The sequence below is a fragment of the Rhodococcus sp. 5G237 genome (assembly GCF_053764735.1).
Window position 1 is genome coordinate 342846 of the sequence record NZ_JBSNCD010000004.1, and the last position, 17730, is coordinate 360575.

A 17730-nucleotide genomic window follows, 5' to 3' on the forward strand; every position below is an offset into this window, starting at 1 on the left:
TTAGCAAGGAGCAGTCCGGCAGGATAGCCCCGGAAGTGATCCCCACCACTTGACAACGGCTCACATGGGCGAATTCTCCGGGTCTTGCGGCCCGCAATCGAGCGAGAGTATGGTTCTCGCAACCGGAAGGGAGATTCTTGTGATCAGCACTACAGCCCTCAGCCCGTCACTCGGTGTGGAAGTCACCGGCCTGGACAGCCTCGACGACGAGCGTGTGGTCGCCCAGTTGCTCGAAGCACTCAAATGGCGTGGCGTACTTCTCGTTCGCGGTATCGACCTCGACGACGAGGCCCAGCTCGCCTTCAGCCGCAAGCTCGGCAAGGTCGTCATGCCCGCCCCCGGGCAGGAGATCTTCACCGTCTCGCTCGACCCCGCCAAGACGCCGTCGGCCGAATACCTCAAGGGCACGTTCCACTGGCACATCGACGACACCACCAACGAGGTGCCGGCGAAGGCCACCACGCTCACCGCCCGCCACGTCGCAATGGTCGGTGGCGGAACGGAATTCGCCAGCACCTACGCCGCCTACGAGAATCTTCCCGACCACGAGAAGAAGCGGTACGAAGGTCTGCGCGTCGTCCACAGCTTCGAGGCCGCCCAGCGTCTGGTCTACCCCGACCCCACCGAGGAGCAGGTCGCACGCTGGCGTGCGCTTCCGCCTCGCGAGTCCTCCCTCGTCTGGGAGCGCCGCGACGGACGACGCTCCCTCGTCATCGGCGCCACGGCCGATCACATCGTCGGCATGCGCCCCGAGGAGAGCCGCGAACTCCTCGACGAGCTGCTCGCGTGGACCACGCAGGAACGCTTCTCCTACTCCCACGAATGGCAGGTCGGCGACCTCGTCGTCTGGGACAACACCGGCATGCTGCACCGGGCACTGCCCTACGACCCGTCGTCCGAGCGCCTCATGCGCCGCACCACGATCGTCGGTGACGAACCGTGGCAGTGAAGACAGCGGTCGTCACGGGCGGAAGCTCCGGAATCGGCAAGGCGATCGCCGAACGCCTGCGCAAGGACGGCCACCAGGTCGCGGTGCTCGATCTCAACCCCTCCGGTGAGGAGCTCGAGTACAAGGTCGACGTCTCCGACCGCGCACAGGTCGACGACGCCTTCGCCCGGATCCGCGAGCAGCTCGGCCCCGTCACGATTCTCGTCAACGGCGCGGGACTCGAGCTCTACAAGCGCTTCCACAACATCGACTACGCGACCTGGCAGAAGGTCGTCGACGTCAACCTCGGCGGCGTCTTCCACTGCGTGCAGGCCGCCCTGCCCGACATGCTCGAGGCCGGCTGGGGACGCATCGTCAACATCTCGTCGTCGAGCGCGCAGTCGGGTCAGCAGTTCATGACCGCCTACGTCTCGTCCAAGGCCGGCGTCAACGGACTCACCAAATCACTTGCGCTGGAATACGGTCCGTCCGGCATCACCGTCAACGCCGTACCTCCCGGCTTCGTCGAGACCCCGATGCTGCACCGCTCCGCCGAGAAGGGTCTGCTCGGCGGCACCATCGAGGAACACGTCCAGCGCACCCCCGTCCGCCGAGTCGGACAACCCGAGGACATCGCCGCCGCCTGCTCCTTCCTGATCTCCGAGGAGGCCGGATACATCACCGGCCAGATCCTCGGGGTCAACGGCGGACGCAACACCTGATCCACCCTCTCCGCCGAAACCCGATCGAAAGGACAATCCAGTGGGACGTGTCGAAGGCAAGGTCGCGTTCGTCACCGGTGCGGCGCGCGGCCAGGGCCGCAGCCACGCGGTCAAGCTCGCGTCCGAGGGCGCCGACATCATCGCTGTCGACATCTGCACGGACATCGACTCGATGGGGTACTCCATGGCCACGCCGGAGGACCTCGAGGAAACCGTGAGGCTCGTCGAGAAGGAAGGCCGCCGGATCGTCGCGATCCAGGCCGACGTCCGCGACGCAGCCCAGATGGAAGACGCTGTGGCGCAGGGCATCGCCGAGTTCGGCAAGCTCGACGTCGTCGTCGCGCAGGCCGGTGTCGCCGGCATGAAGGGCGAGCCCCAGACCCAGGCCTGGACCGACGTCGTCAACACCAACCTCGTGGGCACGATGAACGCCGTCCACGCCGCCCTGCCGCACCTGAAGGCAGGCGCCTCCATCATCGCCACCGGTTCCACCGCGGCACTGATGGACGTGTCGAAGGTCGACCAGCCCGGCAAGGATCTCGGCGGCGTCGCCTACGTGTTCTCCAAGCGGGCCCTGTCCCAATTCATCGACACCCTCGCAACCCATCTCGCGCCGCGCATGATCCGCGCGAACGTTCTGCACCCCACCAACTGCAACACCGACATGCTGCAGAGCGAACCGATGTACCGCTCCTTCCGCCCCGACCTCGAGCACCCCCGGCGCGAGGATGCGGAGCCCGCCTTCGGTGTGCAGCAGGCCATGCCGATCCCGTACATCGAGCCCGAGGATTCGAGCAACATGGTGCTCTTCCTCGCGTCCGACGAATCGCGCTACGTGACCGGCATGCAGATGCGCGTCGACGGTGGCGGCTACCTCAAGTGGTACGACTACCACATCTGACCGTTCGATCGTGGCGGGCGACCCCCGCACGCGGCAGAACGTTGCCGGACCGGACCAGTACACATCATCGACCGGGAGGAACATCGTGAAGGTCAGAGTCGACCCCGACCGCTGCCAGGGCCACACCCTGTGTGCCATGGCCGCACCAGAAGTATTCGAACTGAGCGACATCGACGGCCACGCGACCGCCGTCGTGGAGGACGTGCCCGCGCATCTCGAGGAGAACGTGCGCGAAGCAGCCCGGTCCTGCCCCGAGCAGGCCATCGAGATCTCCTGACCACCAGCGTTTCGACAGCCCCGATCGAAGCGTCAGAGAGGACAGTCATGAGCGTCGACGACGTCGTTGCCGACACATCCCACCGCACTCCGGTCTACCAGTTCGACCGGCACGCACCCGACTACCGCGACAACTTCCTTCCGATCACGGAAGAGATGCAGTCCAAATGCCCGATGGCCTGGTCGGACACCCACGGCGGCCACTGGGTCGCCGCGGGCAGCGACGAGGTGTTCAACCTCGTCCGGTCCCCGAACGTCTCCAACGACCACGACATCAAGGGTGTCCGAAAAGGCTACAAGGGCATCATGATTCCGACGGCCGAGCGCGCCTCCGGCGTGCGCGGTGGAATCCTCGAAATGGACGACCCCGAGCATCGGGAGTTCCGCGCCCTGCTCAACCCCTACCTCTCCCCCGCGGCGATCAAGAAGTGGATCCCCGTCATCGACGAGGTCGTGCGCGCGAGCCTCGACGAGAAGATCGAGAGCGGACGGATCGACTTCGTCGACGATCTCGCGAACATCGTGCCGGCCGTCATCACCCTGGCCATGCTCGGTGTCCCGATCAAGAAGTGGGAGGTGTACTGCGAGCCGGTCCACGCCGCGATCTACACCCCGCCGGACTCGCCGGACGTCGCCCGCGTCAGCGAACTGCACCGCAACATGGGCATCGACCTGATCACGAACCTGTTCGAGATCCGCGAGAAGCCGCGTCCCGGCCTGATCAACGCGATCGCCGACGTCGAGGTGCTCGGCGAGAAGCCCGACGACATGGAGCTTCTCGGCATCCTGAGCCTGCTGATCGGTGGCGGATTCGACACCACCACGGCACTGACCTCGCACGCCCTCGAATGGCTCAGCCAGAATCCCGACGAGCGCGAGCGTCTCAGCCAGGAACGCGACAGCCTGCTCGACAGCGCCACCGAGGAGTTCCTGCGGTACTTCACCCCCTCGCCGGGTGACGGTCGTACCTTCTCCACCGACTGCGAGTTCAAGGGCACGCAGTTCAAGGAGGGTGAGCGTCTGTGGCTGTCGTGGGCGATGGCCAACCGCGATCCCGCTCTGTTCGACGACCCGAACTCGATCGATCTCGAGCGGAAGGGCAACCGTCACTTCAGCTTCGGTCTGGGTGTCCACCGGTGCATCGGATCGAACCTGGCGCGCACGGTGTTCAAGCGGATGCTGCTCGCCGTGCTCGACCGGATGCCCGACTACACGTGCGATCCGGAGACGACGGTGCACTACGACTCCATCGGCGTCATCCAGGGCATGCGGCACCTCCCGGCGACGTTCACACCGGGCAAGCGCCTCGGCGCCGGCCTCGACGAAACGCTGGAGAAGCTGCAGGTCCAGATCGACGAGCAGGAACTCGCGGCACCCATCACGGCTGCCAGGTAACACCGCTCGGACGTAACCAGGAGTGAGGAAGGCCGGTATCGGTGGCTGAGACGACAGTGGTCGAACGGGAGACGGGCGACGCCCCTGCGAAGGCGTCGGGACGCCCCCTCCCCCAGTTGACCCTGCAGAACAAGTTCTTCTGGACCTCCGGCGAGGACGGCCGGTTGCGGATCCAGGAATGCGAGTCGTGCTCGGCTCTCATCCATCCGCCGCAACCGGTCTGCCGGTACTGCCGGGAGAAGAAGATGGGTGTGCGCGTGGTCTCCGGATACGCGACACTCATCGGGTTCACCGTCAACCACCGTTTCGGGCTGCCCGGCCTTCCCCCTCCGTTCGTCATCGCGCAGGTCGCACTCGAGGAGGATTCGCGGGTGCGCCTGACCACCAACGTGGTCGAATGCGATGCCGAACAGCTCGAACTCGGCATGCGCATGGAGGTCGTCTTCCATCGGGACGGCGACGTCTGGCTGCCGCTCTTCCGCCCGGCAGCGGAACAGGGCACACCTGCTCCGCTGCCCGTGGACGAGATCGAACCCGAGCAGATCCGCTTCCACATCCGTCCGCCCGCGAGCCCGGACAAGTTCGAGGACAAGGTCGCCATCACCGGTATCGGCATGTCCGACATCGGGCGCCGCCTCATGGTCGATCCCGTCTCCCTCACCGTGCAGGCGTGCGAACGTGCCGTCGCCGACGCCGGACTGACGATGGACGACATCGACGGCCTGTCGACCTATCCCGGTGCCGGCCCGATCATCGGTTTCGGTGAAGGCGGTGTCGCCGCCGTCGAATCCGCTCTCGGACTGCGCCCCACCTGGTTCAACGGCGGCATCGAGACCCCCGGGCCCAGCGGCTCGGTGATCGCCGCGATGCTCGCCGTCGCGAGCGGTCTCGCCCGGCACGTGCTCTGCTACCGCACCCTGTGGGAATCGAGTTACAACGAACTCGTCAAGGCCGGGCAGATCACGCCGCCCGGCGGACGGACCCCCAGCTGGATGGTGCCCTTCGGTGGTGTCTCCGCCGCTCACACCCTCGCCCAGAACGCCCAGCGGCACTTCCACCGCTACGGCACCACCCGCGAGACGCTCGGCTGGATCGCGCTCAACCAACGCGCGAACGCCGCCCTCAATCCCGGCGCGATCTACCGCGACCCGCTGACGATGGACGACTACCTGTCGGCGCGACCGGTCACCACGCCGTTCGGCCTGTACGACTGCGACGTGCCCTGCGACGGCGCTGTGGCGGTGATCGTCTCCGCCGTCGACACCGTGAAGGACCTGCCCGGCCCGGCGATCCGCGTGGAGGCCGTCGGCACCCAGGTCGTCGAACGCATCGAGTGGGACCAGAGCACCCTCGCCCACGAACCGCAGGTCCTCGGCCCGGCCGCGCACCTGTGGACCCGCACGTCGCTGCGACCCGAGGACGTCGACGTCGCCCAGCTCTACGACGGCTTCACCTTCAACGCCCTGTCGTGGATCGAGGCACTCGGCTTCTGCGGGATCGGCGAGGCGAAGGACTTCCTCGACGGCGGGAAGAACATCGCACGCGACGGCGTCCTCCCCCTCAACACCCACGGCGGCCAGCTCTCGCACGGACGCACTCACGGCATGGGTCTCGTGCACGAGGCGGTCACGCAGCTGCGCGGCACCGCAGGAGATCGCCAGGTGCGCGACGCCCGCGTGGCCGTGGTCAGCAGTGGCGGACTCACTCCCGGCAGCGCGATGCTGCTGCGGAGCGACTCATGAGCACCGTCCGCGCACAGTCCTCACCGATCGAGGAGGCTCACGTCGGCGGCGCGGGAGACGTCTCACCCGTAGCCCGCGTCGTCGATGTCGAGGGCATCCCGATGTCGGCGCTGGTCGCCGAGGCACCCGAGCCGCGCGCCGTGATCGTGGCACTGCACGGCGGTGCCGCCCGCGCGGCCTACTGGGACTGCCCCGACCATCCCGAACTGTCGATGATGCGCGAGGCCGTGGCGCACGGATTCACTGTGATTGCCCCGGATCGCCCCGGTTACGGCGAGTCGCGGCCGCACCGCGACGAGCTCGGCGACCCCGAACGCCGCGTCGATCTGGCCTACCGCACCGTCGACGCGCTGCTCGGCACGGCACCCCGTGGCGCCGGCCTGTTCCTGTGGGGGCACTCGGTCGGAAGCGAGCTGACGACGCGCATGGCCGTCGAGAACCGGCACGACGAGGTACTCGGCATCGAGCTGTCCGGCACGGGTCGCGAACACCACGCCCTCGCCGCAGGGATTCTCGGCACGCGCGAACGGTACGCGAACGCTCGCGGGGTCGGCGAACTGCTGTGGACACCCGCCGAGCTGTACCCGCCCGACATCGTCGGTGGCGCCGTGATCGCCGCACGCACACCCGACTACGAGGCCGACGTGACGGCCGGCTGGCCGACCGTCGACTTTCCCGCCCTCGCCGCGCAGGTTCGCGTGCCCGTGCACTTCACCGCCGCCGAGCACGAGAAGGTCTGGCGCAACGATCCGCACGCGCTCGAGGACGTCGCTGCGATGTTCACGGCGGCGCCGGGCGTGACCCTGCATCTCCATCCTGGCGGTGGACACAATCTCAGCATCGGTTTCGCCGGGCCGGCCTACCACCGGACGGTGTTCGCATTCGTCGACGAGTGCATCGCACACCAGGAGGTACCGGCCCTATGACGTCCCATCCCCGATCGGAGGCACTGTGATGCGTGTCGGATTCATCGGACTCGGAAGCCAGGGCGGGCCGATGGCACGCCGGATCGTCGAGTCGGGATACGAGACGACGCTCTGGGCCCGACGCCCAGAATCTCTTGCTCCCTATGCCGATACGGCGGCGAAGTACGCGGAGTCACCCGCCGAACTCGGCGCGGTCAGCGACCTCGTCTGCCTGTGCGTGGTGAACGACGACGACGTCCGCCAGGTGATCACCGGTAAGAACGGTGTCCTCGAGGGCATGAACGAGGGCGGCATCATCGCCGTCCACAGCACGATCCATCCGGATACCTGCCGCGAACTCGCCGCGGCCGCGCGCGAACGCGGCGTGTCGCTCGTCGACGCCCCGGTCAGCGGCGGCGGAATGGGAGCTGCTGCAGGAACTTTGCTCGTCATGGTCGGTGGTGAGAGCGACGTCGTGGAACGGTGCCGGCCGGTGTTCTCCACCTATGGCGATCCGGTGGTGCACCTCGGGGAGATCGGAGCGGGCCTGGTCGCCAAGCTCCTCAACAACCTGTTGTTCACGGCGAACCTGGCGCTGGCCGAGAACACTCTGGCGCTCGGCGCGGAACTCGGCGTCGATCCCACCCGCCTCGGTGAGGTCGTCTCACACGGCTCGGCGAACAGCTTCGCGCTCGGACGCGTCGTGTCCGCCGGGGGCAGCCTTGCCCGGATCGGCGGCCACGCCGGTGAGCTGCTGAAGAAGGACGTGAACCTCGTGGCGGGTCTCGCCGCAGCAGCCGGGGCGGTGGAGGGCATCACCTTCACCACTGCCGATGCGAGCCTCGAGCGGATGGGGTACCCGCGATGAGCCGCGTGCACTTCGTCGGCGCCGGACGTATGGGGCTGCCGATGGTCGAACGTCTGGTGGCCGACGGACACGAGGTGCACGTGCTCGCGCGGCACGACGGCGCCCGGGTGGCCGCGGAGAAGACCGGCGCAACCGCGGTCGGCGACATCACCGCCGTCGGCACCGACGCCGAGCTCGTCGTCGTCTGTGTGTTCACCGACGAGCAGGTACGCCAGGTGTGCCTCGACGACGGCGTGCTGGGGCGTATGCCGAAGGGTTCGACCCTCGTCGTCCACACCACGATCAGCCCGCGCACCGTGGAGACACTGGCTTCCGCGGCCGAGCCGTTCGGGGTCGCGGTGATCGACGCCGCCGTGAGCGGTGGCCCGCACGACATCGCCGCCGGTGCCCTGACGCTGTTCCTCGGTGGAGCGGACGAGGCCGTCGCCGCCGTGACGCCCGTGCTGAAGAGCTACGGCGATCCCGTCCTGCACGTCGGCGCGCCCGGCAGCGGACAGAAGGTGAAGCTGGTCAACAACGCCCTGTTCGCCGCCGAGATCGGGTTGCTCGCCGAAGCCGCCGAGCTCGGCCGGCAACTGGGGGTCGACGAGGCGGCGCTGTTCTCCGCCCTCCCCCACGGCAGTTCGTCGTGCAAGGTCATGGGGAACATCGCTATGCGTGGTTCGGTGTCGGAATTCCGCAGTGCCGTGGGTGAATTCCTCACCAAGGACGTGGCGGTGGTGCGGGCCGCCGTGTCGGAGCTCGGAGGAGACCTCGGGGTCCTCGACACGGCCATCGACGCACACACCCGGTAGAGGCGGTCCGGCGAGGCGTCCCGGGTGGTGGTCCTGCTCCACTGCACGGGACGCCGTCCGCACCGTCGTATCCCGCGTTTGCCCACCGGTGCGGACAGATGCACCTGGTGTACACCGAGTTTCCGTCCCCCGGGATACGCAAACGCTCACCCGGGGCATCCCGTCGAAGCGAAAGGGCATTCCATGGAAGGTCTGAAGGACAAGATCGTGCTGGTCGCCGGTGCCGCAACGGGTCTCGGCGCCGATTCCGCCCGCCGCCTCGCCCGGGAGGGTGCCCGGGTGGTCGTCGGCGATCTCAACCACGCCGGGGCACAGAGCACCGCCGCGTCCATCACGGAGACCGGCGGCACGGCCGTCGCGGTCGAGTTCGACATCTCCGACGACGACTCCGTGCGGGAACTCGTCGCGACGACGGTCGAGACCTACGGCGGGCTCGATGCCGTCCACATCAATGCCGGCGACATGGGTGCCGTCACGAAGGACACCGACGTCGTCGACATCGACCTCGAGATCTGGGACCGCACGGTCGCGGTGAATCTGCGCGGCCACATGCTCGTCACCCGTCACAGCGTCCCGAAGTTGCTCGAACGCGGCGGCGGCGCGATCGTCTACACCTCGTCCATCGCCTCGTTCACCGGCGACCCGCAACGGCCGGCCTATTCGGCGACGAAGGCGGGTATCAATGCGCTCGCGCGGCACGTCGCGTCGCGATGGGGCCGGGAGGGCGTCCGGGCGAACGCGGTGACGCCGGGACTGATCCTCACCGACGAGATCCGGAACGGAGCGGCACCGGAACTGCTGGCCGGCATGCTCGCGCGCACGCGCAGCACCCGGCTCGGTGAGGCCGCGGACATCTCGAGCATGGTCGCCTACCTGATGTCCGACGACGGCTCGTGGATCAACGGCCAGGTGGTCAACGTGGACGGCGGAACCGTGCTCCGGTGACGGGTCTCACCGGGTGATTCGCCCGGTTAATCAACCAGGTTGATAAACCCGGTTGTATATTCGGCCGGGTGGACACGATCGAAGGAACCCTCGCCCAGTCCCTCAGGGAATCCCTGCGGCCGCTGTGGAGACAGCTCAACGCACACAAGACGCTCTCCACGGGCAAGCTCGACGTGCTCGTCCACCTCGCCGACCGCGGTCGTGCCACGTCCGCAGAACTCGCGACGGCCGCGAAGATCAGCCCGCAGGCGATCGCGACCGCTGTCCGCGAGATCGAGAGCCTCGGGCTCATCACCCGCACACCCGACGACCGCGACCGACGTCGGGTGTGGATCGAACTCACCGAGGCCGGCCGGGAACGGCTCGCCCACGAACGCTCGATCGGCAACGCGTGGCTCGAACGGGCGATCGCCGAGCAGCTGACCGACGACGAGAGACAACTGCTCGGCGCCGCCGTCCCACTCCTGCGGAAACTGACGGGCGGTGCTGCCGTTGAGTGAGCGCACCGCACGATCCCTGCTGCTTCCCGCCCTCGTCTACACCGCTCTGACCAGTGCGATCGTCAGTTCCCTGGGCATGCTGCTCGTGCCGACCATCGCCGAGGAGTTGTCGGTCTCCGTCAGCTCCGCACAGTGGATGCTCACCATCAATCTGCTCGTCGGCGCCGTCGCCACCCCGATCATGGGGCGGCTCAGCGACGGCCCGCACAAGAAGCGGCTGCTGTTGGTGTCCCTGGCGACCATCCTGGTGGGCTCCGTCCTGGCGGCGTGCGCCCCGAACTTCACCGTCTTCCTCATCGGACGAGCGCTGCAGGGACTGTCCTACGGCATCGTGCCCGTGACCATCGCCCTCGCCCGCCGATACCTGGCGGAGGACACGGTGCGTGTAGGTATCTCCAGCCTGTCGGTCACCGTCTCCACCGGACTCGGAATCGGCTACCCGCTCACCGGCATCCTGGCCAGTGCCGCCGGTTTCCGCGCGGCCTTCGCATTCGCCGCCGTCTTCCTCGTGACCGCGTCGATCGTGGTGTGGCGCATCGTCCCGAACGGACCGGACGAGCGTGGTCTGCGCACGAGGTTCGACACCCTCGGCGCCCTCCTCCTCGGTACGGGGCTCGCGGCTCTGCTCGTCGCGGTCAGCGAAGGCTCGAACTGGGGCTGGTCCTCGGCATGGACCCTCTCCTGCTTCCTCGCCGCCGCCGTTCTGCTGGCCGGGTGGGCGTTCGTCGAACTGCGCATCCCGAACCCGCTCGTGAATCTGCGGGTGGTCCGCAACAAGGACGTGCTGCTCGCCAACAGCACCGCCATCGGCCTCGGCGCCGCGATGTACATCGGGTTGTCGGTGAGCAGCCTCATCGCCCAAGCACCCACCTCCACCGGCTACGGCATCGCCCTACCGTTGTTCTGGGCCGGCTTCGTCATGCTGCCGCTGTCGGTGGGAAGCCTCGGCGCCAACCGTGTCGTGCGCGCGCTCTCACGCCGCACCCGTTTGACCACCTTCCTCCCCCTCGGCGCCGCCGTAACGACAGCCTCGGCCATCCTGCTGTGGTTCGTTCACGACCAACTCTGGGAGATCCTCATCGGCATGCTCCTGTTCGGCATCGGCATGGGCACGACCTACGCCGCGATGCCCGCGCTCATCGCGCGCAGCGTGGCCGACACCGAGCTCGGCAGCGCCGTCAGCTTCAACCAGGTCCTGCGCACCGTCGGTGGCGCCTTCGGCAGCGCCCTGTCCGGCGCCGTCCTTGCCGCGCACATGGGCACCGACCTGCATCCGACCGACGGTGGCATCACCCTCGCATTCGCCCTCGCAGCGTGCGGCAGCGCGATCGTGTTCGCCGGGCTCGCGGTCAACCACGTCCGGACACTCCGTCGATCCGATACCCCGGTGGGCACGCCACCCCTCGACGGCGCCGATCTACGCCGTTGACCTGACACCGCCGATACACGGAGGCCGTGTTCACGTAGTGACGTGAACACGGCCTCCGTGTTCCTGTGTCGGACTCGGCCCGGGACTCAGTGGAAGTACTCGGCGAACTTCCTGTCCCATTCAGCAAGGACCTCCGCGGGATACTTGCTCGAATCCAGTACGTCCAGCCCCTCGTCGACGAGGGCACCGTCCACATCGCTACGGCCCGTATAGGACAAGCCGTCACCGGACAGCGCCTGCTGTCCCTCCTGCGACATCACGAAGTCGAGGAAGACCTTTGCCGAGTTCGGGTGATGCGCGGTCGCGACAGCTGCGGCCGCGTACTTCGTGGCATATCCCGGCTCGGGGACCACGGCGTCCACCGGAGCGCCGAGTTCCTGGAGATCGATGACGGTCGCGGGTTGGGTGATGTTCGCGACGCCGATCTCCCCCGACGCCACGGCCTGTGCCAGGGTCACCGACGACGAGTAGAACTTCGGATTCTGCTTCCCGAGTGCCGGTAGATAGTCGGGACCCATCTCGCGTTCCAGGAAGTCGAGGTATCCCGCATAGGTAGGGGTGACGTCCGATCGAGTTCCCAGCTGTCCTCGGACCTTCGGATCGAGAAGATCGTCCCAGGAGTCGAATCCCTCGGGGAATACCTCCGTGTTCCACATGAGCATCCCGAAGGGCGCCGCGACCGCGACCACCGACTTCTCCGGGACCGCCCAGTAATCGTCGGCCCAGTTCGCGGCTTCCGGACCGTCGAGAATCATCAGGTGGTCGGCGTTCTTCGTGAACCATGCGGGGTCGCTGTACATGAAGACGTCCGCGCCCCTCGATCCCGACTGGATCTCCGCAGAGACCCGGGACGACAGGTCACCCGCACCACGCAGGACACGCACCTTGATGTCGGGATACTTCTCGTTGAAAGCCTCTACCAACCGTACGTTCTGCAGTTCGGGGGCGATCGAGTAGAAGTTGACCACTCCCTCGTCGTTCGCTCTGTCCACCACGACATCCCACGAGGCATCCTCCGACGCCGACGTCGACAAGTCGTTCTCCGTACCGCACCCCGCCAGCACAGCGCTCGCCAGCGCCCCTCCGAGGACGAGGGCGGCGAGACGTCTCCACCGCTTCGTAGTCACGTCAGCTCCTTCGGCTCACGCAGCGCTTCGCTGCCGGAACGATCAGTGGACACGAGAGGGCTCCCGCTCCAGTACGACCAAGGCGCCGTCTGCGTCGTAGCAGTGCGTCGATTCGACTGGCAGGCCGACCTCTACTCGGTCTCCGATGTGGAATTTTCTGCCCATCGCAGGAATCTCCACGTAGACGATGGCCTCGCCCACCTCGACGATGTACTCGGTCCGATCTGCACCCGGAAGAATCTCCACGATTTGTCCGTCCCGGATCCACGTCGTGCCCGTGGCTCCGTCGATCTCGTCGGCATCACGAAGCTGCACGTGGGCCGGCCGGATGCGGAGCGTGTACGAGCCACGTGCCGGAGGGGCACCTGCCGCTGTGGACGGTCGATCGGCGATGGTCACACCTGCACGGTCGACGGTCATCGGCAGCGAATTCCGCGCACCCAGGAAGTCCGCGATCTTTTCGCTGACCGGATTGCGGTAGACCTCCTGCGGCGGGCCGATCTGCTCGATCCGCCCGTTGTTCATCACCGCGACACGCGTGCCGAGCGACAACGCCTCCTCCTGGTCGTGCGTGACGTAGACCGCAGTGAACCCCAGAGACCGGTGTAGTCGCCGCAACTGCGCTCGCATCTCGATCCGCAGCAGTGCGTCGAGGTTGCTCAGCGGCTCGTCGAACAACAACACCGCAGGCTGTGGCGCGAGAGCGCGAGCCAATGAGACACGTTGCTGCTGACCACCACTCAGTTCAAGCGGATAGCGATCTGCGAGGTGATCGCACTGCACGACACCGAGCACCTCGTTAACCCGGCCGGCCTTCAGTTCGTCCTTGAGTTTCCGAGCCTTGAGCGGGTAGGCGACGTTCTCGGAGACCTTCATGTGCGGCCACAGAGCGTAGTTCTGGAAGACCATTCCGACGTTCCGGCGATTGGGTGGCGTCAGGATGCCCCGCTCGGAATCGGCGACCACATCACCGCCGAGTTCGATGACGCCGCCGGTGGGCCGTTCGAGCCCGACCAGGCACCGGAGGAGAGTCGTCTTGCCGCAGCCGCTCGGGCCGAGCAACACCAGGAGCTCACCCTTCCGTACCTCGACATCGACCTGCTTCAGGACGTGGACGGACTCCTTCTTACGCTGAAATGTCTTGGTAAGACCTGATACCCGAACCTCTACGGAATTCGACGCAGCCGGGTCGATCGAGGTGGACGGTCGGTTGACAGATGTTGTAGTCACAGGCGCTCCATTGCTTTGCTTCCGCCGAAGGCGAGTGCAGCCACGACACCGCCACCGGTGATGACGGTCATGATGAGGGCGATCACCGCCACTCTCGGGTACGACCCGCTACTGAATTCTTCGAACAGCAACACGGACATGACCGTGCTGTCGGGCGAGCGCAGGAGAAGAGAGACCCCGAACTCGTGGATGAGCAGCACGAACATCACCGCCGCCGACGCCGCCATCCCGCCGCGAGAGAGCGGGAGAACGATCCGGAAGAACGTCCGCAGCGGTCCGGCACCACTGACCTGGGACGCTTCCATCGTCTGCGGACCGAGAGCGATGAGAGTGGTCAACTGATACCGCACTGCGTACGGCAACATGATGCACAGATAGGCGATCAACAGTGCCGTCTTCGTGCCGTAGAGACCGAAACTGCTCGCCGAGAACGCGAAAAGGAAACCGAATCCGATCAGGGCGGCCGGCATCGCGAGCGGAAGCCCGGCAGCAACATCGAGGACCGCACCTACCGGTCGCCAGATCCGGTCACGTTTCGTCACGGCAAGCGCGATCAGCAACCCCACCGGCATGGCGATCAGGATCCCGGCCAAAGTGACGGTGAGGCTCGTCGTGATCGATTCGAGCATACGGGCATCCGAGAACGCGCGGGCGAAGTGCGCCGTCGTGAACTTGTCGAAGTTCGGATCCCCGGACCAGAACGGCGAGAAGGCGACGAATGCCAGAGCGAGCAGGGGAAGTACGGCGGAGAGCAGAACGAACGCCACGACGTAGGCCGTCGCTCCGACGGTCACTCCGCGCCCGACGGGAGCCCGTTCCATGCTCATCGCTCCGCGTCCGACATACCGACGCTGGTCGCCGGTGAGATTCTTCTGCACGAACATCACGAAGAATGCGAGCACCAGCAGGGGCGTTCCCAATGCGGCGACAAGTCCGAAGTTGATGGGATATTCCACGGTGAGCACATACATCCGGGTGGTGAGGACGTCCAGGCCCTCTCGCCGGCCGAGGATCAACGGTCCTGTGAACTGTCCCAGAGCGAGCAGGAACACCACGACACCCGAGTAGACGAAGACGGGCCGCAACATGGGCAACGTGATGGTCCGGAGGATCCGGAGACTTCCGGCACCGTTCGCCTGTGCGGCGAGTCCGTAGTCCTCGCCCAGACCTTGAAGTCCGCTGTACACGAACAGATATACGAAGGCGGACAGGTGGATACCCGTGTAGACGATGATCCAGAACGGCGTGTAGACGTTGATCGGCCCGGAGGCATCGGCGTCGAAGAACGGGGTGGCGCGCAGCAGGGTGTTCGCGTAGCCGTTCTCGGGTGAGAACAGGAAGACGAACCCGATGACGTGCGCTACTGCCGGCACCACGATCGGAAGCACCGGCGCGAACGACAATGCGCTCCGTAGTCGTGGCGGAAGGGCGTAGACGGCAAGTGCCAGCGTGGTACCGAGCACCAGGCCGACGACGGTCGCACCGACACCGAGATACACGGTGTTGAGCAGGACCGAGCCGAGTCCGCGCATCTCCGCCAGTTGCCTGAAGCCGGATGCGCCGTCGGAGAAGGCCATTCCTTGCAGGGGAAGGATGGGGATGAGAACGAGTACAGCGACGAATACGGTCAATGCGATCCACGGCCCCTGCCGGCCGAGTTCTCTTCGCTGACGTTGTATCGAAGCTGAGGCAGTCAATTGTCCGCTCATGCGGCACTCCTCATGGGATGGGTGAGCCTCGTCACGTATCATGGATAATATACGATGTGCCACAGTTGACCGCAAGCGTTCGAAGGCGGTCCGGAGATCCCACCCTCGCTTGATCTCCTTCGTTTCAACGTATTTCGAATTCGTTCCAGATGGATCACGCCGACCGGAGGGATTCCGATGCCTCGATCCGTAGCCGAGATACTCGATCTGTTCGAGCTCGAGGAAATCGACCGCACACGCTTCCGTGGTCGACAACCAGAGAACACTCGTCTGTCGAAGGTGTACGGGGGCCAGGTCGTGGCCCAAGCCCTGCGGGCTGCCGTTCACACCGTGCCCGAGGACCGGGCCGTACACTCGGCGCACGGGCATTTCCTCATCGGCGGAGACCCCAGGATTCCGATCGGATACGAGGTCGAAATACTGAGACACGGAAGGGCTTTCTCATCGAGACGTGTCGTTGCTCGACAACACGACCGGACGATTTTCCACCTCACCGCCTCGTTCCAACGAACCGAGTCCGGATTCGAGCACGCTCCGGACATGCCCGCTGTTCGACCACCGTCCGGGACTCCGACTCTGGTGGAAGTTATGGAGGGAATCGATCCGCCGAGTGCCGAGTTCTGGCGAGAGGAGTGGTCGGCCTTGGACATCCGGTACCTGGAAGTGTCGACGACTCTCGCCGGCGGACCGAGCGTTCCCGCTGTGCAGCGGGCGTGGATCCGCCTGTCGAACCACTTCCGGAGGACGCGATCCTTCGCACCTGCATGATCGCCTATCTCAGTGACCTCGGGTTACTCTCGACTTCCCTTGCACCGCACGGATTCACCTGCTGGGCACCGGGCGTCCCCCGAGCGTCGCTCGATCACACGATCTGGTTCCACTCTCCTGCCCTTTCTGCGGAGTGGATCCTGTTCGACCAGTCTTCGGAATGGGCGGGAGGAGCACGCGGTCTCTCCACCGGCCGAGTCTTCGATGCCACCGGGCGATTGGTCGCATCACTTGCGCAGGAGGGGCTGATCCGACCTTCCTGATCGGATCAGCCCGGATCTCGTTCATTCAGGACGAGAAGAGTACGCCGGCGCCCACAAGATCGTCGATTTGATTCTCGTTCAGAACTTCTCGCGCGATTTCTCGTGTGTGCTCCCCTACCTTGGGTGTCGTTCCGGACCGATGCGGTCGACCGCCGTCGAAGCGCCACGGTGGACGAACGAGGGCCAGACCGTCCTCCTCCGGCTCGGTCATCTCGAGCAATCGGGTTTGGGGATGGTCGAGGTACTTCGAGACAGTCATCACCGGAGTGAAAGGAACATCGTGCTTGTCCAGCAGCCGCTCCCATTCCTCTGCAGTGCGTTTCGCGAAGGCCTCCTCGACGATAGGCACCAGGTCGAAATAGTGGTCGGTCCGCTGGGCGTAGGTCGCGAAGCGCGGATCGTCGGCGAGATCCGGCCTGTCGAGCACCAAGGTGAAGGATTTCCAGAATTTCTGCGAGGACGAAAGATGGACAGCGAGCGCGTCACCAGTAGCCGTCCTGAGCACGAAGATCTGCCCTTGGGGGCGCCGGCTGTTCAAGTCCGGATCGACCCCACCGTCGGCGTAGTACTGGGTGATGGCATCGATGGTGAGGGTGCTGACCGCCTCGGCGAGTGAAGTCTCCACCCGCACGCCATTTCCCGTTGCTCCGCGGCCCACCAGTGCGGCCAGGATGCCGGTGACCGTCATCGACCCGGTGATGAGGTCGGCCAGGCAGGTACCTGAGAGTTGTTCTTTTCCACGCGGATTCAGGATAGAGTACACGCCCCCGAACGCCTGGCCGATAGTGTCGTAAGCGGGACGCTGAGCCATCGGTCCGTCGGCACCGAATCCGGTCACCGAGGTGTAGATGATATCGGGACGCGCGCTGCGGCAGGCTTCGTATCCGAGCCCCAGAGCATCCACCTTTCCCGGACGCATGTTCTCGACGACGACGTCGAAACGCGGCACCAATGAGCGCACGAACTCTGCGCCCTCCGGTCGCTTGATGTCGACCGCGATACTCCGCTTGCCGGCGTTGTACTGACGGAAGTACGGCTCCGTCTCGTTCTTGCCTCGACGGAACTCGTCGCCCCCACCGGGCCGTTCGACCTTGACGACCTCGGCGCCCAACGCCGCCAGCATGGAGGTTCCGAACGGCGCCGAGATGTACCCGCCGAGTTCCATCACCCTGACTCCGGTCAACGGCAGCATCATCCCGACTCCTCGTCTCGTTGTCTGCGTGTTCTC

17 protein-coding genes and 1 pseudogene are annotated in these 17730 nt (G+C 66.0%); 14 read left to right on the forward strand and 4 right to left on the reverse strand.

Annotated features, from left to right (window positions below; all coding sequences use genetic code 11):
- The first annotated feature begins 139 nt into the window (after positions 1–139).
- The 12 genes from ACWPOC_RS11005 to ACWPOC_RS11060 all read left to right on the forward strand — a co-directional run bounded on the left by ACWPOC_RS11005 (position 140) and on the right by ACWPOC_RS11060 (position 11405).
- A complete protein-coding gene (locus ACWPOC_RS11005; protein ID WP_183070577.1) occupies positions 140–949 on the forward strand; it encodes a TauD/TfdA family dioxygenase in 810 nt (269 codons plus the stop codon).
- Positions 946–1650, forward strand: a complete 705-nt coding sequence (locus ACWPOC_RS11010) for an SDR family NAD(P)-dependent oxidoreductase (RefSeq protein ID WP_016692316.1) — start codon at positions 946–948, stop codon at positions 1648–1650. The genes ACWPOC_RS11005 and ACWPOC_RS11010 overlap by 4 nt, the downstream gene beginning before the upstream one ends.
- Positions 1651–1690: 40 nt before the next feature.
- Complete coding sequence (locus tag ACWPOC_RS11015; RefSeq protein ID WP_059384059.1) at positions 1691–2551, forward strand: mycofactocin-coupled SDR family oxidoreductase; 861 nt, start codon at positions 1691–1693, stop codon at positions 2549–2551.
- Between the two features lie 85 nt (positions 2552–2636).
- Positions 2637–2828: a ferredoxin gene (locus ACWPOC_RS11020; protein ID WP_016692314.1), complete on the forward strand. Its 192-nt coding sequence runs from the start codon at positions 2637–2639 to the stop codon at positions 2826–2828.
- A gap of 47 nt (positions 2829–2875) precedes the next feature.
- Entirely contained in the window at positions 2876–4222 is a 1347-nt protein-coding gene (locus ACWPOC_RS11025) for a cytochrome P450 (RefSeq protein ID WP_326600254.1), read from the forward strand.
- A gap of 56 nt (positions 4223–4278) precedes the next feature.
- Positions 4279–5964, forward strand: a complete 1686-nt coding sequence (locus ACWPOC_RS11030) for a thiolase C-terminal domain-containing protein (RefSeq protein WP_455408734.1) — start codon at positions 4279–4281, stop codon at positions 5962–5964.
- Positions 5961–6890: an alpha/beta hydrolase gene (locus tag ACWPOC_RS11035; RefSeq protein ID WP_455408625.1), complete on the forward strand. Its 930-nt coding sequence runs from the start codon at positions 5961–5963 to the stop codon at positions 6888–6890. The genes ACWPOC_RS11030 and ACWPOC_RS11035 overlap by 4 nt, the downstream gene beginning before the upstream one ends.
- A gap of 28 nt (positions 6891–6918) precedes the next feature.
- A complete protein-coding gene (locus ACWPOC_RS11040) occupies positions 6919–7737 on the forward strand; it encodes an NAD(P)-dependent oxidoreductase (RefSeq protein WP_455408626.1) in 819 nt (272 codons plus the stop codon).
- Positions 7734–8531, forward strand: a complete 798-nt coding sequence (locus ACWPOC_RS11045) for an NAD(P)-dependent oxidoreductase (RefSeq protein ID WP_455408627.1) — start codon at positions 7734–7736, stop codon at positions 8529–8531. The genes ACWPOC_RS11040 and ACWPOC_RS11045 overlap by 4 nt, the downstream gene beginning before the upstream one ends.
- Positions 8532–8714: 183 nt before the next feature.
- Positions 8715–9476 (forward strand): SDR family NAD(P)-dependent oxidoreductase, encoded by a 762-nt coding sequence (locus tag ACWPOC_RS11050; protein WP_455408628.1) that lies wholly within the window; start codon positions 8715–8717, stop codon positions 9474–9476.
- A gap of 68 nt (positions 9477–9544) precedes the next feature.
- Positions 9545–9976 carry a MarR family winged helix-turn-helix transcriptional regulator gene (locus tag ACWPOC_RS11055; RefSeq protein ID WP_349536010.1) on the forward strand — a complete coding sequence of 144 codons (432 nt, stop codon included), beginning with the start codon at positions 9545–9547 and terminating at the stop codon, positions 9974–9976.
- The gene (locus tag ACWPOC_RS11060) at positions 9963–11405 is read left to right on the forward strand and encodes an MFS transporter (RefSeq protein WP_455408735.1); all 1443 of its coding nucleotides are present in this window, start codon (positions 9963–9965) and stop codon (positions 11403–11405) included. The genes ACWPOC_RS11055 and ACWPOC_RS11060 overlap by 14 nt, the downstream gene beginning before the upstream one ends.
- Positions 11406–11491: 86 nt before the next feature.
- Here ACWPOC_RS11060 and ACWPOC_RS11065 read toward each other — a convergent pair whose 3' ends face one another.
- From ACWPOC_RS11065 to ACWPOC_RS11075, 3 genes are read right to left on the reverse strand one after another with little or no spacing between them, the layout of a single operon-like run.
- A complete protein-coding gene (locus ACWPOC_RS11065; RefSeq protein WP_120280491.1) occupies positions 11492–12532 on the reverse strand; it encodes an extracellular solute-binding protein in 1041 nt (346 codons plus the stop codon).
- Positions 12533–12574: 42 nt separating this feature from the next.
- Positions 12575–13762, reverse strand: a complete 1188-nt coding sequence (locus tag ACWPOC_RS11070; protein WP_455408629.1) for an ABC transporter ATP-binding protein — start codon at positions 13760–13762, stop codon at positions 12575–12577.
- Positions 13759–15339 carry an ABC transporter permease gene (locus ACWPOC_RS11075; protein WP_455408630.1) on the reverse strand — a complete coding sequence of 527 codons (1581 nt, stop codon included), beginning with the start codon at positions 15337–15339 and terminating at the stop codon, positions 13759–13761. The genes ACWPOC_RS11070 and ACWPOC_RS11075 overlap by 4 nt, the downstream gene beginning before the upstream one ends.
- Before the next feature lie 309 nt (positions 15340–15648).
- Here ACWPOC_RS11075 and ACWPOC_RS11080 point away from each other — a divergent pair.
- Together ACWPOC_RS11080 and ACWPOC_RS11085 are read left to right on the forward strand one after the other, a co-directional pair.
- A pseudogene (locus ACWPOC_RS11080) lies at positions 15649–15966 on the forward strand (acyl-CoA thioesterase); the annotation flags it as partial.
- 137 nt (positions 15967–16103) lie between these two features.
- Positions 16104–16502 (forward strand): acyl-CoA thioesterase, encoded by a 399-nt coding sequence (locus ACWPOC_RS11085; protein WP_455408631.1) that lies wholly within the window; start codon positions 16104–16106, stop codon positions 16500–16502.
- 25 nt (positions 16503–16527) lie between these two features.
- Here the strand turns inward: ACWPOC_RS11085 and ACWPOC_RS11090 are convergent, their stop codons facing one another.
- Positions 16528–17697: a CaiB/BaiF CoA transferase family protein gene (locus tag ACWPOC_RS11090; RefSeq protein ID WP_120280493.1), complete on the reverse strand. Its 1170-nt coding sequence runs from the start codon at positions 17695–17697 to the stop codon at positions 16528–16530.
- Between the last annotated feature and the right edge of the window lie 33 nt (positions 17698–17730).